Raw genomic sequence first — 21,399 nt, forward strand, 5'->3', positions numbered from 1 at the left:
GCATGTGCCGCCCTCGACGGCCCCGAGACGACTCCCCATATCCGGACAGGGGCTCCAGGGCCCCCTGACGGCCACCTAGCGCTTCGACCGGTGACGGCCAGTGGGCAGCCCTCCCGCCAAGTTGTGGGCAGGCGTTCCGCCCCCGTTGTGGGCATGCGTTCCGCCGGGGCGGAACGGGTGGGCACAACGCCCTACGCGACGGCGCCCGACCTGCTGAACCCGCACCCCGAGCACCGGCCCCAGCGCCCGCACCCGCACCCGCGCCCCGCACCCGCCCCGGAACGCCTCAGCCGTACGTATCCCCAGGCCCCACAGACCCCGGCGCCCGCAGCGGCCCATACCGCCGCGCCCCCGCCCCAGGCCCCAGCACCTTGATCAGCCGCACCGTCCCATGCCCCAGATCCTCGTTCAGCCGCGCCACCAGCGTCGGCGCCAGCAGCCGCAGCTGCGTCGCCCACGCTGTCGAGTCGCACTGCACGGTCAGCACGCGCGCGTCCGGCTCCTCCTCGTACTTCACCGGTACGCAGTGCTTGGCCAGGTCCTCGCCGACGATCTGCGGCCACCGGCCCATGACCCCGCCGACGGCCGCCGGCGTCTCCCAGCCGCGCTCGGCGAGCAGCCGGTTGATCGCGGCGCCGAGCGCCATGGGGTCGCGCCCGTCGGCGCGCGCGCCGGAGCGCAGCCCGCCCCCGCGCTTGGCTTGCTTCTTCTGCTGCGCGGCCGCCCCACGCGCGCGTGCCTGCTCCTTGGCAGCGCGCAGCGCGACCCGGGCGAGGTCCACGCCCGAGGGTTCGGGCGCCGCGGACTTGTCCACAGACTGTGCGGAAGTTCCGGGGCCCGCCGCCCCCTCACCGCTCTCGCTCATACGCGTTCCACCGTCCCTCCGGCCACCTCGTACCGCGTCCCGGCCAGCACGCCCGGCACGTCGTCGTCGACCGCGGCCGTCACCAGCACCTGCTCGCCGTGGGCCACCAGCTCCGCCAGCCGCTCGCGCCGGCGCGCGTCCAGCTCGGCGAAGACGTCGTCGAGGACCAGGACCGGCTCGTTGCCCTCGGAGCGCAGCAGGTCGTACGAGGCGAGGCGGAGCGCCAGCGCGTACGACCAGGACTCGCCATGGCTCGCGTACCCCTTGGCAGGCAGGTCGCCGAGGCGCAGCAGCAGCTCGTCGCGGTGCGGGCCGACGAGGGTGACGCCGCGCTCGATCTCCTGCTTGCGGGCCTCGGCGAGGGCGGCGATCAGCTGCTCGTACAGCTCCTCGCGGTTCTGTCCGGTGCCGGGGGCGGAGGGGCGGTACTCCAGCAGAATCGGTCCGCCTCCGGGCGCGAGCTGTTCGTACGCCTTGTCCGCGAGCGGCTGGAGGGTGTGGACGAGGTCGAGCCGCTGGGCGAGCAGCTCGGCACCGGCGCGGGCCAGGTGCTGGTCCCAGACGTCGAGCGTGGACAGGTCCATGCCCCGGCCGCCGTGGCGGCGGGCCATGGCGGCGGACTTCAGCAGGGTGTTCCGCTGCTTCAGCACGCGCTCGTAGTCGGAGCGCACGCCCGCCATGCGCGGCGCGCGCGCCGTGATCAGCTCGTCGAGGAAGCGCCGGCGCTCACCGGGGTCGCCCTTGATCAGCGACAGGTCCTCGGGCGCGAAGAGCACGGTCCGCACGATGCCGAGCACGTCACGGGGCCTGACCTGCGAGGACCTGTTGATGCGGGCCCGGTTGGCGCGGCCCGGGTTGAGCTCAAGCTCGATCAGCTGGGAGCGCTCGCCCTGGGTGACGGCGGCGCGGATGACGGCCCGCTCGGCGCCCATCCGCACCAGCGGCGCGTCGGAGGCGACGCGGTGGCTGCCGAGGGTGGCGAGATAGCCGACGGCCTCGACGAGATTGGTCTTGCCCTGGCCGTTCGCCCCCACGAACGCGGTGACGCCCGGGTCGAGGGACACCTCGGCCCGGGCGTACGAGCGGAAGTCGGCCAGCGAGAGATGCGTGACGTGCATGGTGGGCGCCGGCCTTCCCCCGGTCGCTGTGCACCGGGTGGTGCACAGCCTGTGGATTGCTACTTCTTCTCGACCGCGTGGCCGCCGAACTGGTTGCGCAGCGCGGCGATCATCTTCATCTGCGGCGAGTCGTCCTGGCGGGACGCGAACCGCGCGAACAGCGACGCGGTGATCGCCGGCAGGGGTACGGCGTTGTCGATGGCGGCCTCGACGGTCCACCGGCCCTCGCCGGAGTCCGACGCGTAGCCGCGGAGCTGGTCCAGGTGCTCGTCCTCGTCGAGGGCGTTGACCGCGAGGTCCAGCAGCCAGGAACGGATGACCGTGCCCTCCTGCCAGGAGCGGAAGATCTCGCGGACGTTCTCCACGGAGTCGACCTTCTCCAGCAGCTCCCAGCCCTCGGCGTACGCCTGCATCATCGCGTACTCGATGCCGTTGTGGACCATCTTCGCGAAGTGGCCGGCGCCGACCTTGCCGGCGTGGACGGCACCGTACGGGCCCTCGGGCTTGAGCGCGTCGAAGATCGGCTGGACCTTCGCGACGTCCTCGGCGGAGCCGCCGTACATCAGGGCGTAGCCGTTCTCCAGGCCCCAGACGCCGCCGGAGACACCGCAGTCGACGAAGCCGATGCCCTTGGCGGCGAGCTCCTCGGCGTGCTTCTCGTCGTCGGTCCAGCGGGAGTTCCCGCCGTCCACCACGATGTCGCCGGGGGAGAGCAGCTCCGCCAGCTCGTCGACGGTGGACTGGGTCGCCGCACCGGCGGGGACCATGACCCACACGACGCGCGGACCCTTGAGCTTGCCCACAAGCTCTTCGAGGCTGTGGACATCGGCGAGGTCCGGGTTGCGGTCGTATCCGATGACGGTGTGGCCTGCGCGGCGGATGCGCTCGCGCATGTTGCCGCCCATCTTGCCGAGACCGACGAGACCGAGCTCCATCAGAGTGTTCCTTAAGCGTCGTGTGCGGTTCCTACCCGGGTCCGAGCCTACGCCCGGACCCGGCCGCACACCTGTGGGGTCAGCCGCTCAGTCGAACCCCCGCGATCGCAGGTCAGCCGCTCAGCCGCACCGGCATACCGCGCCACCCGGGGGGCGACCCCCGGACCCCCGGCAGAGGGCGTCAGCCGCTCAGCCGCACCGGCATGATCAGGTACTTGTAGGCGTCGTCGGCCTCCGCGTCCACGGCCGGGCGGCCGCTCAGCAGCGCGGGCTTGGTGGAGGTCGTGAAGGAGAGCTGGGCGACCGGGGAGTCGATCGCGCTCAGGCCGTCCAGCAGGAAGGTCGGGTTGAAGGCGATCGAGATGTCGTCGCCGTCCAGCTGTGCGTCGACCCTCTCCACAGCCTGTGCGTCGTCGCTGGAACCGGCCTCCAGGATGAGCACGCCCTGCTCGAAGCTGAGGCGGACCGGGGTGTTGCGCTCGGCGACGAGGGCCACGCGCTTGACGGCCTCCACGAAGGGGGCGGTCTCGATCACCGCGACCGAGTTGAACTCGGTCGGGAAGAGGGTGCGGTACTTCGGCAGGTCGCCCTCGAGCAGCCGGGTGGTGGTGCGGCGGCCCGCGCCCTCGAAGCCGATCAGGCCCTCGCCCTTGCCGGAGCCGGAGAGCGCCAGCGTGACCGTGTCGCCGCTGGTGAGTGCCTTGGCGGTGTCCAGGAGGGTCTTGGCGGGCACCAGGGCGACCGCGGAGGCGTCCGGGGACTCCGGCTTCCACAGGAACTCGCGGACCGCGAAGCGGTAGCGGTCGGTGGAGGCCAGGGTGACCGTGTCGCCCTCGATCTCGATGCGCACACCGGTGAGGACGGGCAGCGTGTCGTCACGGCCGGCGGCGATGGCCACCTGGGCGGCGGCGGCGGCGAAGACCTCGCCGGGCACGGTGCCGGTCGCGGTGGGCATCTCCGGCAGCGCCGGGTACTCCTCCACAGGCAGGGTGTGGAGGGTGAAGCGGGAGGAGCCGCAGACCACGGTGGCCCGTACACCGTCTGTGGAGATCTCCACCGGACGGTTGGGGAGGGCGCGGCAGATGTCGGCGAGAAGGCGGCCGGAGACGAGGACGGTGCCGTCCTCCTCGACCTCCGCCTCGACCGAGACGCGGGCGGAGACCTCGTAGTCGAAGCTCGAGAAGCTCAGCGCGCCGTTCTCGGCCTTCAGCAGAAGGCCCGCGAGTACGGGAGCCGGCGGACGGGCCGGAAGGCTGCGGGCCACCCACGCCACCGCCTCCGCGAGTACATCGCGCTCCACCCGGATCTTCACCGGAACCGCCTCCTGCTTGTTGCTGGCTCTTCGTCGACTGCGGGATCCAGTCTGACGTACGCCGCGGACACTCGGTGCGGCTCGGGGTCAAGTCGCGACGAGAGCGGGTCGGGGCTCCGGCGCCGAGTTGTGCACAGCCCCCGCTTCAAAGCGATTCCCGGGCTAACTATGAGTGGCAGTAGTAGTAGGGCCTGTGGAAACGGTGGATAACGTCGTCCACGCAGGTCAGAGCCGGTTTTTTGTCCACTGCCCCTGTGGGTGGAACCAGTGGAAAACCACGGTTCTCTGTGGACGCCGGAAAGTTCTGCACACCCGATACACAGGCAAGGGGTAGTTCTCCCCAGTGCTGTCCCCAGCTTTCCCCAGGTTCCCCACAGCCCAAACGTCTCCCTTGGTGTGACGCCTTTCACTCCGGCCGGTGAGAGGGGGTGTTGTGTTGCCGAACAGTGGACAGCGGTGTGGAGAAGCTGTGGGCAACCGGCCTACCCCTGTGGGCAGCCAGTGGACAACTCACAGGGCCCCCTGTGGACGGAAGATTCATCCACAGCCTGTGGAAAGTAGTTGCCAACAAATCCACACCCCTCTGAGCTGGAGTGATGGACTGTCACCAGCCTGGCCTGTGGACACAATCCGGATAACTCGACAGTCCCCACCCTGTGGACGGGAGATCATCCCCCAATCTGTGGAGAACCCGCCACCGGAACGGAGTAATCGAACACGGCCGTCCGGGGCATGGCGCCCGCCCGCCATCCGCCTGCCACCCGAGCACCGCCTGGAGAACGCCGAAGGGCGCCCCGGGAGGTGTCCCGGAGCGCCCTTCGGAGCCCGCGCAGAGGCCGTACGGAGCCCGCACAGAGCCCCCATGGAGGCCGTACGGAGCCGCTGTCAGCCGTTCTTGATGCGGTTGGTCAGTTCGGTGACCTGGTTGTAGATGGAGCGCCGTTCCGCCATCAGGGCGCGGATCTTCCGGTCCGCGTGCATGACGGTCGTGTGGTCGCGGCCGCCGAACTGCGCGCCGATCTTCGGCAGCGACAGATCGGTGAGCTCCCGGCAGAGGTACATGGCGATCTGGCGGGCCGTCACCAGCACGCGGCTGCGCGAGGACCCGCAGAGGTCCTCCACGGTCAGCCCGAAGTAGTCGGCGGTGGCCGCCATGATGGCCGGCGCCGTGATCTCCGGTGAGGAGTCCTCGCCGCCCGGGATCAGGTCCTTGAGGACGATCTCGGTCAGCCCCAGGTCCACCGGCTGCCGGTTGAGGCTCGCGAAGGCCGTCACCCGGATCAGCGCGCCCTCCAGCTCGCGGATGTTCCGCGAGATCCGCGAGGCGATGAACTCCAGCACCTCCGGCGGGGCGTTCAGCTGCTCCTGCACCGCCTTCTTGCGGAGGATCGCGATGCGCGTCTCCAGCTCCGGCGGCTGCACGTCGGTGGTGAGTCCCCACTCGAAGCGGTTGCGCAGCCGGTCCTCCAGGGTCACCAGCTGCTTGGGCGGCCGGTCGGAGGAGAGCACGATCTGCTTGTTCGCGTTGTGGAGGGTGTTGAAGGTGTGGAAGAACTCCTCCTGCGTCGACTCCTTGCTCGCGAGGAACTGGATGTCGTCGACGAGCAGGATGTCCACGTCGCGGTAGCGCTTGCGGAAGGCGTCGCCCTTGCCGTCGCGGATCGAGTTGATGAACTCGTTGGTGAACTCCTCCGAGCTCACGTACCGCACGCGCGTGCCGGGGTAGAGGCTCCGCGCGTAGTGCCCGATGGCGTGCAGCAGGTGGGTCTTGCCGAGCCCCGACTCCCCGTAGATGAAGAGGGGGTTGTACGCCTTCGCCGGCGCCTCGGCCACCGCGACCGCGGCCGCGTGGGCGAAGCGGTTCGAGGAACCGATGACGAAGGTGTCGAAGAGGTACTTGGGGTTCAGACGCGCGTGCGGCTCGCCGGGCCCGCCGGAGCCGGAGCCCGTACCGGAACCGCCGAGGGAGCCCTGGCCGATGCCGGGACCCACGCCCTGGCCGCCCGGGCCGGGACCGGGGCGCGGACCGGGCCCAGGCGGCTCCGGCATCTCGGAGCGCTCGGGCCGCTGGGGCTGCTCGTAGCCGCGCGACGGCTCGTCGTAGCGCGGGCGCCCGGACGGGTCCGGGGCGGCCGGGCCGGTGTACGGGGCGCGCTCGGGGAAGCCGCCGAGGCGCGGCTGCTGCCAGGAGAGGTCCTCCTGGGTCCGCGGCCAGGCGCCCGGCTCGGGGCGCGGCGGCTGCTGGTAGTCCGGGTAGGCCGGGCGCGCGGTAGGCAGCCCGTCGTCGGGCAGGACCCGGTGGCCGTACGCGTCGTACTTCTCGTACGGCTCGGGCTGCGGGCGCTCGTCGTAGCGGGGCTGCGGCGGCCGGCCGGGCGAGGGCGCGGGCGGCGGCTCGCCGACGGAGTCGTCGACGGTGATCGCGATCCGGATCGGGCGGCCGCACTCGCGGCTCAGGGTCTCGCTGATCAGGGGGGCCAGCCGGCCCTCCAGGACGCGCTTGCCCCATTCGTTGGGGACGGCGAGCAGCGCCGTGTCGGCGACCAGCGCGAGCGGCTGGCAGCGCTCGATCCACTGCTTGTCCTTGGGCTCGATGCCCTGCTGTCCTTCTCCGAGCAGCTGGTCGAGCACGCGTGGCCACACTGCGGCAAGATCGGCAGGTACGTCAGCCACGGGGCACGCTTTCTCGCAGGTCCCACGAAGGTGTGGTTCTCGGGACGATAGGAACAGAACGGAAGAGAGGGTCGAGTCCAGCCACGGTAGTCGTGGCGGCTGACGTGGTTCAAGTTGTTGTCCACAGCCTGTGCACAAGCAGGCCCGTCGACGGGTCGGTTTGACCGGATGGCGTAACCGCGCGTACCGTAACCAGGTCGAGTTGTCGATGGCTGCTGCCGCCTGCCTCCGATGGGCGAAGGTCACCGTAGTGTGATCGTGAAGCGGTGCACTCGGGCGTATTGCGAGCTACTCGTGGGCGCACGGTGACAGCCAGGCGATGTCCCGCCACCACCCGAATCATTTCTGGAGCCCCCGAGTGAGCAAGCGCACCTTCCAGCCGAACAACCGTCGTCGCGCGAAGACCCACGGTTTCCGCCTGCGCATGCGTACCCGTGCCGGCCGCGCCATCCTGGCGAACCGCCGTGCCAAGGGTCGCGCGAGCCTGTCCGCCTGATCCACCTAAACAGGTCATGACGTGCTGCCTACCGAGAATCGGCTGAGGCGGCGCGAGGACTTCGCAACCGCGGTACGTCGAGGACGCCGGGCCGGTCGCCCGCTCCTCGTCGTCCACCTACGAAGCGGTGCAACGGACCCGCACGCGCCTGGGGAGAGCGCTCCCCCGACGCGTGCGGGTTTCGTCGTGAGCAAGGCCGTGGGCGGTGCGGTCGTCCGCAACCAGGTGAAGCGTCGTCTGCGCCACCTCGTCCGCGACCGGCTCTCCGCGCTGCCCCCCGGTAGCCTGGTGGTCGTACGGGCGTTGCCCGGAGCCGGTGACGCCGACCACGCCCACCTGGCCCGAGACCTGGACGCCGCGCTTCAGCGGCTGCTGGGAGGGGGCACGCGATGAAGTACCCGCTCCTCGCCCTCATCAAGCTGTACCAGTGGACGATCAGCCCGCTTCTGGGCGACGTCTGCCGGTACTACCCGTCGTGTTCCCACTACGGATTCACGGCCATAGACCGGCATGGCGCGATCAAGGGCACTGCCCTGACCGCCTGGCGCATCCTGCGGTGCAATCCGTGGTCGCCCGGCGGTGTGGACCATGTCCCCCCGCGGAAGCGTCCGCGCTGGCACGAGATGCTCAGGAACGCGCTGCGCGGCGACAAGGGCGGGATCTCCGCCGAGACGAGCCCGGCCGCAGAGACCTCGCCCAATGCTCAAGGAGCCTGATTAGTGGACACGATTGCCAGTCTGTTCAGCTTCATCACCACACCTGTCTCATGGGTGATCGTCCAGTTCCACAAGCTGTTCGGGGCGATCTTCGGCCCTGACACGGGCTGGGCCTGGGGTCTGTCGATCGTGTGCCTCGTGGTGCTGATCCGTATCTGCCTGATCCCGCTGTTCGTCAAGCAGATCAAGTCGACGCGAAACATGCAGGCCCTCCAGCCGAAGATGAAGGCGATCCAGGAGCGCTACAAGAGCGACAAGCAGCGTCAGTCCGAAGAGATGATGAAGCTGTACAAGGAGACGGGCACCAACCCGCTCTCCTCGTGCCTTCCCATCCTGGCGCAGTCGCCGTTCTTCTTCGCCCTCTACCACGTGCTCTCGTCGATCGCCTCGGGCAAGCCGATCGGTGTCATCGACGGCCCGCTGCTTGCCAGCGCCCGTCAGGCACACATCTTCGGTGCCCCGCTGGCCTCGAAGTTCACCGACAGCGCCGCACAGGTCGCCGCTCTGGACGCGTCGATCACCTCGGTCCGCATCGTCACCGCGGTCATGATCGTCCTGATGTCGGCCTCGCAGTTCTTCACGCAGCGCCAGCTGATGATGAAGAACGTCGACCTCTCGGTGAAGACCCCGTACATGCAGCAGCAGAAGATGCTCATGTACATCTTCCCGGTGATCTTCGCCGTCATGGGCATCAACTTCCCCGTCGGTGTCCTCGTCTACTGGCTGACCACCAACGTGTGGACCATGGGCCAGCAGATGTACGTGATCAACCAGAACCCGACCCCGGGCAGCAAGGCGCAGGACTCCTACCTCCAGCGCCTGCTGAAGAGCGTCACGCAGCACGGTGAGATCCGCAGCCGGCGCCACAAGGCCGTCGTGAAGGCCATCGTCGCCAAGGGCTCCGACCGCAACGAGAACGAGCGCCGCTTCATCGGCGGTCTCGCCAAGGCCGGCTTCGCCGCCCAGGCCGACGGCACCGTCGCAAAGAGCGACACCGCCGCCGCCGAGGCCGAGGGCACCGCCCCCAAGCGCCAGCAGCCCAAGCGCCAGAGCAAGGCCCAGCGTCAGGCGTCCGCCCAGGCCAAGGCCGACGAGACGGTCGAGGAGACGGCGGAGGAGTCCGCGGGCGAGGCCGCCCAGGACACCGAGGACGCCGCGCAGGCGAGCTCGCCGAAGACCTCGCTGGAGAAGAAGCCCGAGACGCCCGCCAAGGGCGGCCAGCAGGGTGGCCGCAGCCGCGCCAGCTCCGGCGGCTCCCGCCAGCGCAAGGGCCAGCAGCGGCCCAAGCACCCGTCCTCCAAGAAGTAGAAGCGTCCACGTAGCTAGAAGGAGTCCATCCGTGACGGAAGGCACCACCTCCGCCGCCGAGGGTGGCGACACCCTGACCCGCCTGGAGCAGGAGGGTGAGATCGCGGCCGACTACCTTGAGGGTCTGCTCGACATCGCCGACCTCGACGGCGACATCGACATGGACGTCGAGGCGGACCGGGCAGCGGTCTCGATCATCAGCGACTCCGGCGGCCGCGACCTGCAGAAGCTCGTGGGCCGTGACGGGGAGGTGCTGGAGGCGCTCCAGGAGCTGACCCGCCTCGCCGTGCACCGGGAGACCGGCGACCGCAGCCGGCTGATGCTCGACATCGCCGGGTTCCGCGCGCAGAAGCGCACGGAGCTGGCCCAGATCGGCGCCAAGGCCGCGGACGAGGTCAAGTCCTCCGGTCAGCCGGTCAAGCTGGACCCGATGACCCCGTTCGAGCGCAAGGTCGTGCACGACGCGGTCGCCGCCGCCGGTCTGCGCAGCGAGTCCGAGGGCGAGGAGCCCCAGCGCTTCGTCGTCGTCCTCCCTGCCTGACCCCTCTCATCGCGTCGGCCCCGTCTGTTCGCAGGCGGGGCCTTCCTTTGTCAGCCTGATACTTCAGTCACCCCCTGAATCGTCAGCCCCCTGACAGTTCAGCCACTCAGCCACCACAGTGCGCTCGCACGGTATGCGTGCGGTACGGAAGGACGGTCCCCGTGACGGAGGCAGCGGAGCTCCCCGAGGCGCCGGAACAGGCGCGGAAAGTCTTCGGCGAGTACTTCCCCGAGGCCGTGCGGTACGCGGAGCTGCTCGCGGACGCCGGTGTGAAGCGCGGGCTCATCGGCCCTCGTGAGGTTCCGCGGCTGTGGGAGCGCCACCTGCTGAACTGCGCCGTCCTCTCCGAGGTCGTCCCCGAGGGCGTGACGGTCTGCGACGTCGGCTCCGGCGCCGGTCTGCCCGGCATCCCGCTGGCCCTGGTGCGGCCCGATCTGAAGATCACGCTCCTGGAGCCGCTGCTGCGCCGGACGAACTTCCTTCTGGAGGTCGTGGAGCTGCTCGGTCTCGACCACGTGACCGTCGTACGGGGCCGAGCCGAGGAGATGCTCGGCAAGTTCCCGCCGGTCCATGTCGTGACCGCCCGCGCCGTGGCGCCCCTGGACCGGCTGGCCGGCTGGGGAGTGCCCCTGCTCCGCCCCTACGGCGAGATGCTGCTGCTGAAGGGCGACACCGCGCAGGAGGAGCTCGACGGGGCACGTGCCGCGCTCTCGAAGCTGGGCGTCGTGGAGACCTCGGTGCACCACGTGGGCGAGGGGATCGTCGATCCGATGTCCACGGTGGTCCGGGTCGAGGTGGGCGAGAGCCCCGGCGGCGTGCGTTTCGCGGCCAAGCGGGCCAAGGCCGCACGGACGAGCAAGACCCGCCGGCGCCGCTGAGCGTCGCATTCGTCCGCTTTCACGGAGTGTCGGACGGTCCCGGCAGGGTCGCAGGGGCATCGTGTTTCACGTGAAACGTCGCTCACTGCTCCAGGGGATCATCAGCCGCGGGCGCGCGGCTGCCACCCCCCGGGACCGCAGACCCCGTGTGAAGCCACCCGCGAGGGTTACGGAGTTTTCCACAGAGGTGGATTCACCCACAGATCCACCTACCTCGCTGGTTCACGACCCCGAAAGCATGGCAGGCTCTTCCCATCGCGAGCTTGATGCCGAGGAGAGTGAATCCTTGCGGTCCGACGCCAACATCGCGGGACCGATGACCGATCCGGTCCCCGGTCCCCGAACCGAATCGGCTGGGGAAGATGTTTCACGTGAAACACTGCCCCCGATGGACGACACCCCCATTGGTCGTGCTGCCCAGCTGGCCGTAGAGGCGCTGGGTCGCGCCGGGGAGGGACTGCCCCGTCCCGAGCAGACCCGCATCATGGTGGTGGCCAACCAGAAGGGCGGCGTGGGCAAGACGACCTCGACGGTCAACCTTGCCGCCTCCCTGGCCCTGCACGGTGCCCGGGTCCTCGTCATCGACCTGGATCCGCAGGGCAACGCCTCCACGGCGCTGGGCATCGACCACCACGCCGACGTGCCCTCGATCTACGACGTCCTCGTCGACAGCCGGCCGCTCTCCGAAGTGGTCCAGCCGGTCCTGGACGTCGAGGGTCTCTTCTGCGCCCCGGCCACGATCGATCTCGCCGGTGCGGAGATCGAGCTGGTGTCGATGGTGGCGCGCGAGAGCCGACTCCAGCGGGCGATCCAGGCGTACGAGCAGCCGCTGGACTACGTCCTGATCGACTGCCCGCCGTCCCTCGGCCTGCTCTCGGTGAACGCCCTGGTGGCGGGCGCCGAGGTCCTCATCCCGATCCAGTGCGAGTACTACGCGCTGGAGGGCCTGGGACAGCTCCTCAAGAACGTCGACCTGGTCCGGGGCCACCTCAACCCGACGCTGCACGTCTCGACGATCCTGCTGACCATGTACGACGGTCGGACCCGGCTCGCCTCGCAGGTCGCCGAAGAGGTCCGCACCCACTTCGGGCGGGAGGTGCTCAGGACCAGCATTCCGCGGTCCGTCCGCATCTCCGAGGCCCCCAGCTACGGCCAGACCGTGATCACCTACGACCCCGGCTCCAGCGGAGCCCTGTCGTACATCGAAGCGGCGCGCGAGATCGCCTTCCGGGGCGTCGCCGTCCACTACGAGCCCCAGCAGCACGGCCGCCTGGGGCACCAGAACAACCAGCACAGCATGGCGGAGGAACTTCAGTGAGCGACCGACGTAGGGGACTGGGGCCGCGGGGGCTCGGCGCGCTGTTCGCCGGTCCCCAGGACCAGCAGGCGCCGGAGACCGGCGCTGTCTCCACGCTCCCCGGGAGCGGCGCGGCACGCCTGTTCCCCCAGGGTGCCCCGCAGCCCGAGCCGGTGGAGGCACCGGTGGAGCCCGAGCCGGCGCTGGTCGCCGGTGCGTACTTCACCGAGATCCCGCTCGACGCCATCACGCCCAACCGGCAGCAGCCGCGTACGGTCTTCGACGACGAGGCGCTCGCCGAACTGGTCACCTCCATCAAGGAGGTCGGTCTGCTCCAGCCCGTGGTCGTCCGCAAGGCGGAGGACGAGGGCTATGAGCTGATCATGGGCGAGCGGCGCTGGAGGGCCTGCCGTGAGGCGGGTCTGGAGTCCATCCCCGCGATCGTCCGGGCCACGGACGACGAGAAGATGCTCCTGGACGCGCTCCTGGAGAACCTCCACCGGGCCCAGCTGAACCCGCTGGAGGAGGCCGCCGCCTACGAGCAGTTGCTCACGGACTTCGGCTGCACCCACGACCAGCTCGCGGACCGGATCGGCCGCTCGCGCCCGCAGGTCTCCAACACCCTGCGGCTGCTGCGCCTCTCCCCGCCGGTCCAGCGCCGGGTCGCCGCCGGAGTGATCTCCGCCGGCCACGCCCGCGCCCTGCTCGGCGTGGAGGACCCGGAGGCCCAGGACCAGCTGGCGTACCGGATCGTCTCCGAGGGGCTCTCGGTGCGCACGGTCGAGGAGATCGTGAAGCTCATGGGGCTCGATGAGCCCGCCGCGGTGAAGGCGAAGAAGCCCCGGGCCGGCGCCCGGGTCTCGCCGGTCTTCTCCGATCTCGCCACCCGCCTCTCGGACCGCTTCGAGACCCGGGTGAAGGTCGACCTGGGACAGCAGAAGGGCAAGATCGTCGTCGAGTTCGCCTCGGTGGAGGACCTCGACCGGATCCTCACGACCCTGGCCCCCGGCGAGGACAAGGTCCTGAAGCAGATGCTCAAGGCCGAGCAGGACGAGGAGAAGGACGGGGAGTAGGAAGCCCCCTCACAGACCCGCGGAGGGCGGGCCGCGTTCCGGAGGACATCGGGACGCGGCCCGCCCTTCGGTCTGTGTGCGGTGTCGCCCCGGGAGCCCGCTGGATACGATTCCGAGAGCCGTATCCGTGCTCGGTGGCCGTTCGACGGCCAGGGAAGCGAGGGGCAGCCGTGGGGCGTCGGCTCGTACCGCTCACGCTGGACAATCTTCCGCACCTCCCGAAGCGCTGCCGCTCCTGTGTCTTCTGGGAGCTCGATCCGGTGAGCGGGGAGGCCGCCGTGAAGGCGGGCCGCGCGGAGGTGGAGAAGGAGGCGTGGATCTCCGCCGTCCTGCTGGAGTGGGGGTCCTGCGGCCGGGTCGTCTACGTGGACGAGGTGCCGGTCGGCTATGTCCTCTACGCTCCCCCGGCCTATGTGCCCCGGTCGACGGCCTTCCCCACGAGCCCCGTGGCGGCCGACGCCGTCCAGCTGATGACGGCCTGGATCATGCCGGAGTACCAGGGGCAGGGCCTGGGCCGGATGGTGGTGCAGACGGTCGCCAAGGACGTGCTGCGGCGCGGCTTCAAGGCGATCGAGGCGTTCGGTGACGCCCGCTGGAAGGAACCGGCCTGTGTGCTGCCGGCCGACCACCTGCTCGCGGTCGGCTTCAAGACCGTCCGTCCGCACCCCGCTTTCCCTCGCCTCCGCCTGGAACTGCGGACGACGCTCTCCTGGAAGGAGGACGTCGAGATGGCCCTAGACCGGCTGCTCGGAGCCGTACAGAAGGAACCGGCCCTCCGTCCCCTCTGATCTGACCCGAACGGAAACGGCCCGCCCCCACAGGGGGCGGGCCGTTTCACGTGAAACAGTGGGTCACTTCGCCGAGACGAAGGGCTCCAGGTCGCGCAGGATGGCCGCCTTCGGCTTGGCGCCTACGATGGTCTTCACGACCTCGCCGCCCTGGTACACGTTCAGCGTCGGGATGGACATGACGCCGTACTTCGCGGCCGTGGCCGGGTTCTCGTCGATGTTGAGCTTCACGATCTCGATCTCGCCGTGCTCGGCGGCGATGGCCTCCAGCGACGGGGCGATCTGACGGCACGGGCCGCACCAGGCAGCCCAGAAGTCCACCAGGACGGGCTTCTCGCTCTTGAGGACGTCCTCTTCGAAGGAAGCGTCGGTCACGTTCTTCAGGGCGCCGGCCACGGCGGCCTCCTTAACTTCGCGGGGTGTGGGGTGGGAGGAGTTCGGGTCAGACCGCGGGGGTCTCGGCCAGCTTCTCGCTGTCGGCGAGGGCGGCCAGGAAGCGCTCGGCGTCGAGCGCGGCGGAGCAGCCGGTACCGGCGGCCGTGATGGCCTGGCGGTAGGTGTGGTCGACGACGTCACCGGCGCCGAAGACGCCCGTGAGGTTGGTGCGGGTCGACGGGGCGGCGACCTTGAGGTAGCCCTCCTCGTCGAGGTCCAGCTGGCCCTTGAACAGCTCGGTCCGCGGGTCGTGGCCCACGGCGATGAAGAGACCGGTCACCGGCAGCGCGCTGGTCTCGCCCGTCTTGGTGTTGCGCAGGGTCAGACCGGAGAGCTTCTGCTCGCCGTGGATCTCGGTCACCTCGTTGTCCCAGGCGAACTTGATCTTCGGGTCGGCGAAGGCGCGCTCCTGCATGGCCTTGGAGGCGCGCAGGGTGTCACGGCGGTGGACGATCGTCACCGTCTTGGCGAAGCGCGAGAGGAAGGTGGCCTCCTCGATCGCGGTGTCGCCGCCGCCGACGACGGCGATGTCCTGGTCCTTGAAGAAGAAGCCGTCGCAGGTGGCGCACCAGGAGACACCGCGTCCCGAGAGAGCGTCCTCGTTCGGCAGGCCGAGCTTGCGGTGCTGCGAGCCGGTGGTGACGATGACCGCCTTGGCGCGGTGCACGGTGCCGGCGGTGTCGGTGACGGTCTTGATCTCACCGGTGAGGTCCACGGCGACGATGTCGTCCGGGACGAGCTCGGCGCCGAAGCGCTCGGCCTGCGCCCGCATGTTGTCCATGAGGTCCGGGCCCATGATGCCGTCACGGAAACCGGGGAAGTTCTCGACCTCGGTGGTGTTCATCAGGGCGCCACCGGCGGTGACGGCGCCTTCGAAGACCAGCGGGTTCAGCGACGCTCGGGCTGTGTAGAGCGCAGCGGTGTAACCCGCGGGCCCGGAGCCGATGATGATCACGTTACGGACGTCGCTCACGGGTTTCTTCCTCGTCTCTGCAGACTGCCTACTGCCTACGGGGCGGTGTCTCGGTCACTCTCACCCCACCCAACGGATCCTAAGGGGCGAGCATTCCCGAGAGCGCCGCGCGGCACGTGCGTGAGACGGACCGTGAGACGAACGGCGGGACGCGGAAGAGCTCAGGGCTTCGGGAGGGAGGCGGTCCGGAGCAGCTCGGCGGGGGTGTTCCCGGTGCAGGAGGCGTCGACCACATAGACCTGCACGCGGTCGCCGGACGCCTGGTCGGGGAGGACGAGGAGATAGGCGGAGGTGCCCTCGTACTCGCCGCGCTCGGAGGCGAGGACGGCGTCCTGGCGTCCGGTGCCCGCGAGGACGCAGCCGGGGAGGGCCGCGTCGCTGTTCCGCTGGGCGGTGCCGAGGCTCCCCGTCTCCTCGGCCGAGAGCGACTCGGGCCGTTCCCCCTTCGGGACCCGCACGGAGGGGCCGTCACCGGCGAGCAGGCTCTCCACCCGGTCCTCGACCGATTCCCCGGAGAAGGTGCCCAGGGGCGCGCTCACGGCGGCGTCGGAGGCGACGCCGTGCGTCTCCGCGCCGTTCTGGGTGAGCGCATAGAGGCTGTACGCGCAGACGGCGGCGACGAGGGTGCCGGCGAGGCTCGTGAGGACGGCGATCCGGCGACGGTGGCGGGTGCGGCCCCGTCCGGGTCCACCGGCGGCCTTGGGAGCCGGAGGGCGGCCCTCGGCGGGACGGGTCCGGGGGGCCGATGGGGTTGTTTCACGTGACGGGGTTGTTTCACGTGAAACAGCGCTCTGCGCGGTCGTGGTTTCACGTGAAACACGTCCGGTCGATTCGGGGGCCGTGGCGTCGAGGAGTGCCTCGGCGGCGAGGGCGGCGTCGATCCGGCCGGCGATCTCGGCGGGCATGCGCGGGGGGCCTGGCAGGGTGCCCAGAAGTCCGCGGATCTCCTCCAGGGAGCTGCGGACGTCGGCACAGAGGCCGCAGGCGTCGAGGTGCCGCCGGATCGTCACGGAGCGGCTCGGGGAGAGCAGGCCCTCGGTCAGATCGGAGATCTCCGAGACGTCCGGGTGCTGTGCTGTGTCGGCCTTGTCGGTCGTGGTCACGCGCGCCCACCTCCGCCCTTCACAGCAGCTGGATCAGTCGGTCCGTTTTCCTTCGGCTCCGACACCGGTGGGACGGATGCCCCCGGCGTCCGGTTCCTTCCCCCCTCAGGGGGCTCGTTACCCACCGTGTCGGCGCGCAGATGAGTGACCATCGGCACCAGCCGGGCCCGGCCGCGTGCGCAGCGGCTCTTCACGGTGCCGGTGGGAACGCCGAGGATACGGGCCGCCTCGGCGACCGGGTATCCCTGCATGTCGACGAGGACGAGGGCGGCGCGCTGGTCGGGGGCGAGGGTGGCGAGCGCGGCGAGCAGCTGCCGGTGGAGGTCCTCGCGCTCGGCGGGTGCCTCGGCGGACTCGTGCGGTTCGAGAAGCTGCTCGAAGCGGGCGGTGTCGTCTACGGGTGAGGTCCTGCGCGTGGCGCTCTTCCGGAGCCGGTCGAGACAGGCGTTCACCGTGATGCGGTGGAGCCAGGTCGTGACGGCCGACTGGCCCCGGAAGGTGTGGGCGGCCCGGAAGGCCGACAGGAGGGCGTCCTGGACGGCGTCCGCGGCCTCCTCGCGGTCCCCCAGGGTGCGGAGCGCCACCGCCCACAGCCGGTCGCGGTGGCGCCGTACGAGCTCACCGAAGGCGTCCGGGTCCCCGGCGACATGACGGGCCAGGAGTTCCTGGTCGTCTGCGGCGTCTATCGGACGGTCCAACGGTCAGCCCCCTCCCGTGTCGTCGTCAGCCCATGACCTTGACTTCGGTCAGCTGGCCGCGGAAGCCGCCGTCGGCGGCAGGGAGATCCGTCAGCCAGACCAGAACGTAGCGGGTCGTCACGGGCTTGGCAGGCTTCAGGGAGATGTCGGTTCCGGAATCTGATGCCTGGGTGGTGAAGGTGGAGAGCGAGGACGGGGCCGACGAGGTGCCGGCGGGTGCGGTGCGCAACTCCACGGAGGTCTGGCCGAGGAAGGAGACGTCGACCGAGGCGACCTCCTGCTCCTTGCCCAGGTCGAGGACGACGCCCACGCCCTCCTTGAGGTTGCCGAACTTCGAGTAGTCCCGGTACCGCATGGTCTGCCAGTAGGTGTCCGGGTCTCCGTCGTACGCCTTCGGCACGTCGGCGGGGCTCTCCCTGCCGTCGTCGCTGAACGGGTCGAAGTCGTAGGCGGATTCGATCGCGATCGGCTTCGGCGGTTCGGGCTTCTCGTCGACCGGCTGCTGCACGATCGGCGTCTCGTCCTTGGGTTCGGGGACGAGGAGCCGGTCCGCGATCTGCCAGCTGCCGAGGCCCAGGGCCGCGATGAGGAGGGCGCCGACGGCCCACTTCAGCGCCTTGCCCGTACGGCTCTCCAGCGGCGCCGGAGGGACCGGGACGGGCTGGGTGACCACGGGGCGCGGCTGCGGGCGTCCGTAGGTGCCCTGCTGGTACGTGGTGCGCTGGTACTCGGCGGGGGCGGTGAACGCCGGCTCCGGCGGCTTGACGCGCGGCATCGCCGCCACGGCCTTGGCCAGTTCGTCCGGCGTGGTGCAGGGCGGTTCCTGACGGGACGCGGTGGCCCCGTCGTTGGCGAGGGCGCGCATGGCGATCTCGGAGAGGCCCCGGTGGACGCCGGCGCGGACCTGGTCCGGCGGGATCAGGCCGACGCCCTTGGGCAGCCCGGAGAGGCCGTAGGCGTCGTTCTCGTACGGCCAGCGCTGGGTCAGCGAGGCGTAGAGGAGGGCGCCGATGGCCTCGGTGTCCGCGCGCTGCGGCCCGTCGGCGGTGATGCCGCGCAGCGCGGCGTTCACCGCGAGGCCGCGGATGCGGTACTGGCCGGTGGAGCTGCGCAGGACGGCGCTCGGGGTGAGCCGCAGATGCGCCAGGCCCTCGCGGTGCGCGGCGGCCATGGCCTGGGAGATCTGGGACACGAGCTGGTAGGCGTCGTGGGCCGGGAGCGGACCGTCCGCGAGGAGCGCCGTCAGCTCGGTGGCGTCAGGGAGCCATTCGTGGACGACGTAGACGAGGTCGTTCTCCTCGACCGCGTCGAGGACCTGGACGAACCGGGGGTCGCCGAGCAGGGCCGCCGAGCGGGCGGCGGCCAGGACCGAGCGGGCGCGTGGATGGTCCGCCGGCAGCAGGTGCACGCCGACCGCCCGCCGCAGCTTCTCGTCGACGGCACGCCAACTGCTGAAGCCGTCCAGACGGGTGACGCACTCCTCCAGCCGGTAGCGCCGGGCCAGCTTGTGACCGCTGTGCAACTCGGGTGCCGCGATGGAGGGCTGTTCGCCGTTCTTCCGTTCGACCGCCTTCTGCTCGGGGGCCCCCGTGGGCTCCTCCGCCGTCTTCCGTTCTTCCGCCACCCCGTCGGTCGCGGCCGTGTCCGCCTGCGCGGTCAGCGGGTCGTCACCGCTGTTGTCGGCCACGTCGACGGCAGCCGTGCTACGTTCCGCCACCGTCGTTCCTGCCTCCCCATCCGTTGCGCCACATCCAACAGCCAAGCCAATTGTGCCCACAGTCGGACGCTATGCACGACACACGGTTCCCCCCGATGGTTGTCCTGGGGGACGGGATCAGCGTCCGAGACGGCCCCGCACCATGCCGACGAGGGTGTTCAGTTCGGTGATCCGCATGCGTCGCGCGGCGACGAAGAAGGCCCCGAGGAGCACCGCGCCGCCGACGAGGAGCGCGACCAGCGACCCGAGGGCGCCCTCGCCGAGCAGCTTCAGCAGGCCGAACCCGACGCCGCCGGCCAGCACCGCGGCCGGCAGGGAGGCCATGCAGAGGCGGGCGTAGGTGCGCAGCACGTGCGCGCCGTCCAGGTCGCCGCCGAGGCGGTTGCGCAGCCGGCGCCAGGCGATGCCGACGCCGACGGCGTAGGCGAGACCGTAGGAGGCGGCCATGCCGACCACGGCCCACTGGGCGGGCAGCACGACGTAGCAGGTGGTGGAGGCCACGGCGTTGACGGCGGCGACGATGACCGTGTTGTAGAAGGGGGTGCGGGTGTCCTCGTAGGCGTAGAAGCCGCGGAGGACGACGTACTGCACCGAGTACGGGATCAGGCCGAGGCCGAAGGCCATCAGGATGAAGCCCATGCCCTGGGCGGCCTCGACGCCGCTGGAGGCGTACAGCAGGGTGCACATCGGGACGCCGAGGGCCAGGAAGGCGAAGGCGACCGGGACGATGGCGACGGCGGAGTTGCGCAGGCCCTGGGAGATGTCGTCGCGGACGGCGCCGGGGTCGTCGTCGCTCGCGGCGCGGGAGATCCGGGGCAGCAGGGCGGCCATGACGGAGACCGTGATGATGGCCTGCGGCATGCCCCAGATCAGCTGCGCGTTGGAGTACGCGAGGAAGCCGGCGCCGTTCTTGCCGGACTCCTCGCCGGCCGCGGTGGCGAGCTGGGTGACGACCAGGACGCCCGCCTGGTTGGCGAGGACGAAGAGGACGGTCCACTTGGCGAGCTTGACGGTCTTGCCGAGGCCGTGGCCCTTCCAGTCGAAGCGGGGCCGGAAGCGGAAGCCCGTCTCGCGCAGGTACGGGATCATCGCCAGCGCCTGGACGACGAGGCCGAGCAGGGTGCCGATGCCGAGGAGGCGGATGCCCTCGTCGGGGATGGTCTGCACACCCATGTGGGACTCGGCGGAGGTGCCGTAGACCCAGATGAACAGGCCGAAGGTGACGATCATGACGATATTGTTGAGGACCGGGGTCCACATCATCGCGCCGAACTTGCCGCGGGCGTTGAGGATCTGGCCCATCACCACGTGCACGCCCATGAAGAAGATCGTGGGCAGGCAGTAGCGGGCGAAGGTCACCGCGACGCTGTTGGCGGCGGCGTCGTCGGCGATGGTGTTCGACATCAGCCGGATCAGGACGGGCGCCGCGAAGACGGCCGCGACCACGATCAGGCCGAGCGCCACCATGACGAGGGTGAGCAGGCGGTTGGCGTACGCCTCGCCGCCGTCCTCGTCGTTCTTCATCGAGCGGACGAGCTGCGGCACGAAGACCGAGTTGAGGCCGCCGCCGACGGTGAGGATGTAGATCATCGTCGGGAGGGTGTACGCGATGGTGAAGGTGTCACCGAGCAGCGCGGCGCCGAGGGCGCCGGTGATGACCAGGGAGCGCACGAAGCCGGTGAGCCGGGAGACCAGCGTGCCGGCGGCCATCACGGCGCTCGACTTCAGCAGCCCGGAGGCGCGGCCGGTCTTCTTCGGCGCGGGGGCGGGCAGCGGGTCGGGCTCCGCGGCCGGGGCGGGCACCTGGCCCTGGCCCTGCTGGTCCCGGTAGAGGTGGGCGAAGGCGTCCTGCTCGGGCCGCTCCTCCTCGCTCGCCCGGGTCACCAGGTCGTCGACGCCGGTGAACTGGACCGTGCGGGCGTCGTCGCCGTACGGGAGGTGGCGGGAGGGGCCGTCGGGCTCGGGCGCCGGGGTCTGGGCCCAGACCCGGGGGTCGGGGGCGTGGTGGGGCGCGACCGGCTGCTGGTAGAGCGGCTGCGGCTCCTGGTACGTGCCCGGCGGGGGCGGCGGGTGGGCGGCGCGGTCGTAGAGCGCCTCGGTCACCGGGTCCTGCGCGGACAGGTCCCGCGCCCGGTACGGGTCGTGGGCGTAGGCGTCCTGGACGTAGGGGTCCTGGACGTTGGGGTCCTGGACGTACGGGTTCTCGGGGTGCGCGGCGGCCGGGTGCTGCGGCTGCGCCCCGTACGGGCCCTGCGGGTAGGGCGGCTGCGGGTAGGGGGGCTGTGGGTAAGGGGTCTGCGGCGGGTACCCGGGCTGGTGCCCCTGCGGCGGGGTCGGCGGGACCTGCTGCCCGTCCGGCCCGGCGGGGGGTACGGGCGAGCCGCCCGACGGTGCGGCGCCGCCCGCACCCTGGCCGCGGTCAGCGTCGTACGGCGCGTTCATGGTTACCCCACCTCATCGTCCCCGGCCGACC

20 protein-coding genes are annotated in these 21,399 nt (G+C 70.6%); 9 read left to right on the forward strand and 11 right to left on the reverse strand.

Translation table 11 applies throughout. The features are described from left to right. Nucleotides 1-286: 286 nt before the first annotated feature. From ACFXMG_RS23890 to dnaA, 5 genes are all read right to left on the reverse strand, one after another. Entirely contained in the window at nt 287-865 is a 579-nt protein-coding gene (locus ACFXMG_RS23890; protein ID WP_383814368.1) for a DUF721 domain-containing protein, read from the reverse strand. Continuing rightward, the gene (gene recF / locus ACFXMG_RS23895; protein ID WP_383814366.1) at nt 862-1,983 is read right to left on the reverse strand and encodes a DNA replication/repair protein RecF; all 1,122 of its coding nucleotides are present in this window, start codon (nt 1,981-1,983) and stop codon (nt 862-864) included. Before recF ends, ACFXMG_RS23890 begins: the two co-directional genes overlap by 4 nt. A 59-nt stretch (nt 1,984-2,042) precedes the next feature. Continuing rightward, nucleotides 2,043-2,918 (reverse strand): phosphogluconate dehydrogenase (NAD(+)-dependent, decarboxylating), encoded by an 876-nt coding sequence (gene gnd / locus ACFXMG_RS23900; RefSeq protein ID WP_200424989.1) that lies wholly within the window; start codon nt 2,916-2,918, stop codon nt 2,043-2,045. A gap of 181 nt (nt 2,919-3,099) precedes the next feature. Beyond that, nucleotides 3,100-4,230, reverse strand: a complete 1,131-nt coding sequence (gene dnaN / locus ACFXMG_RS23905) for a DNA polymerase III subunit beta (protein WP_383814364.1) — start codon at nt 4,228-4,230, stop codon at nt 3,100-3,102. A gap of 885 nt (nt 4,231-5,115) precedes the next feature. Next, nucleotides 5,116-6,903 (reverse strand): chromosomal replication initiator protein DnaA, encoded by a 1,788-nt coding sequence (gene dnaA, locus ACFXMG_RS23910; protein WP_383814362.1) that lies wholly within the window; start codon nt 6,901-6,903, stop codon nt 5,116-5,118. Between the two features lie 358 nt (nt 6,904-7,261). Between dnaA and rpmH the strand changes: the two genes are divergently transcribed. The 9 genes from rpmH (at nt 7,262) to ACFXMG_RS23955 (ending at nt 14,000) form a co-directional block, all read left to right on the forward strand. Next, entirely contained in the window at nt 7,262-7,399 is a 138-nt protein-coding gene (gene rpmH / locus ACFXMG_RS23915; protein ID WP_015659252.1) for a 50S ribosomal protein L34, read from the forward strand. A 21-nt stretch (nt 7,400-7,420) separates the two neighbouring features. Further along, on the forward strand, nt 7,421-7,792 hold the full coding sequence (rnpA, locus tag ACFXMG_RS23920) for a ribonuclease P protein component (protein WP_043222725.1): 372 nt from the start codon (nt 7,421-7,423) through the stop codon (nt 7,790-7,792). Next, a complete protein-coding gene (gene yidD, locus ACFXMG_RS23925; protein ID WP_282695017.1) occupies nt 7,789-8,115 on the forward strand; it encodes a membrane protein insertion efficiency factor YidD in 327 nt (108 codons plus the stop codon). The genes rnpA and yidD overlap by 4 nt, the downstream gene beginning before the upstream one ends. 3 nt (nt 8,116-8,118) lie before the next feature. Beyond that, nucleotides 8,119-9,423, forward strand: coding sequence for a membrane protein insertase YidC (gene yidC / locus ACFXMG_RS23930; protein ID WP_383814360.1), 1,305 nt, complete (start codon nt 8,119-8,121; stop codon nt 9,421-9,423). A gap of 31 nt (nt 9,424-9,454) precedes the next feature. Continuing rightward, nucleotides 9,455-9,964, forward strand: a complete 510-nt coding sequence (locus ACFXMG_RS23935) for a protein jag (protein ID WP_383814358.1) — start codon at nt 9,455-9,457, stop codon at nt 9,962-9,964. Nucleotides 9,965-10,125: 161 nt separating this feature from the next. After that, nucleotides 10,126-10,842, forward strand: coding sequence for a 16S rRNA (guanine(527)-N(7))-methyltransferase RsmG (rsmG, locus tag ACFXMG_RS23940; protein ID WP_383814356.1), 717 nt, complete (start codon nt 10,126-10,128; stop codon nt 10,840-10,842). Nucleotides 10,843-11,080: 238 nt separating this feature from the next. Next, nucleotides 11,081-12,160 (forward strand): ParA family protein, encoded by a 1,080-nt coding sequence (locus tag ACFXMG_RS23945; protein ID WP_383814354.1) that lies wholly within the window; start codon nt 11,081-11,083, stop codon nt 12,158-12,160. Further along, nucleotides 12,157-13,212 (forward strand): ParB/RepB/Spo0J family partition protein, encoded by a 1,056-nt coding sequence (locus tag ACFXMG_RS23950; RefSeq protein ID WP_383814352.1) that lies wholly within the window; start codon nt 12,157-12,159, stop codon nt 13,210-13,212. Before ACFXMG_RS23945 ends, ACFXMG_RS23950 begins: the two co-directional genes overlap by 4 nt. A 170-nt stretch (nt 13,213-13,382) precedes the next feature. Further along, nucleotides 13,383-14,000 (forward strand): GNAT family N-acetyltransferase, encoded by a 618-nt coding sequence (locus ACFXMG_RS23955; RefSeq protein WP_383814350.1) that lies wholly within the window; start codon nt 13,383-13,385, stop codon nt 13,998-14,000. A gap of 63 nt (nt 14,001-14,063) precedes the next feature. Here ACFXMG_RS23955 and trxA read toward each other — a convergent pair whose 3' ends face one another. The 6 genes from trxA to murJ form a co-directional block, all read right to left on the reverse strand. Continuing rightward, nucleotides 14,064-14,396, reverse strand: coding sequence for a thioredoxin (gene trxA, locus ACFXMG_RS23960; protein ID WP_383814349.1), 333 nt, complete (start codon nt 14,394-14,396; stop codon nt 14,064-14,066). Nucleotides 14,397-14,442: 46 nt separating this feature from the next. Beyond that, a complete protein-coding gene (trxB, locus tag ACFXMG_RS23965) occupies nt 14,443-15,408 on the reverse strand; it encodes a thioredoxin-disulfide reductase (protein WP_383814347.1) in 966 nt (321 codons plus the stop codon). A gap of 161 nt (nt 15,409-15,569) precedes the next feature. Further along, nucleotides 15,570-16,511, reverse strand: coding sequence for a hypothetical protein (locus tag ACFXMG_RS23970; protein WP_383814346.1), 942 nt, complete (start codon nt 16,509-16,511; stop codon nt 15,570-15,572). Continuing rightward, nucleotides 16,508-17,209 carry an RNA polymerase sigma factor SigM gene (sigM, locus tag ACFXMG_RS23975; RefSeq protein ID WP_383814344.1) on the reverse strand — a complete coding sequence of 234 codons (702 nt, stop codon included), beginning with the start codon at nt 17,207-17,209 and terminating at the stop codon, nt 16,508-16,510. The genes ACFXMG_RS23970 and sigM overlap by 4 nt, the downstream gene beginning before the upstream one ends. A gap of 25 nt (nt 17,210-17,234) precedes the next feature. Beyond that, entirely contained in the window at nt 17,235-18,926 is a 1,692-nt protein-coding gene (locus tag ACFXMG_RS23980; RefSeq protein ID WP_383814342.1) for a protein kinase family protein, read from the reverse strand. Between the two features lie 117 nt (nt 18,927-19,043). Continuing rightward, nucleotides 19,044-21,368: a murein biosynthesis integral membrane protein MurJ gene (gene murJ / locus ACFXMG_RS23985; RefSeq protein ID WP_383814340.1), complete on the reverse strand. Its 2,325-nt coding sequence runs from the start codon at nt 21,366-21,368 to the stop codon at nt 19,044-19,046. Nucleotides 21,369-21,399: the final 31 nt, after the last annotated feature.

Source organism: Streptomyces sp. NPDC059201 (assembly GCF_042754585.1).
Taxonomy (GTDB): domain Bacteria; phylum Actinomycetota; class Actinomycetes; order Streptomycetales; family Streptomycetaceae; genus Streptomyces.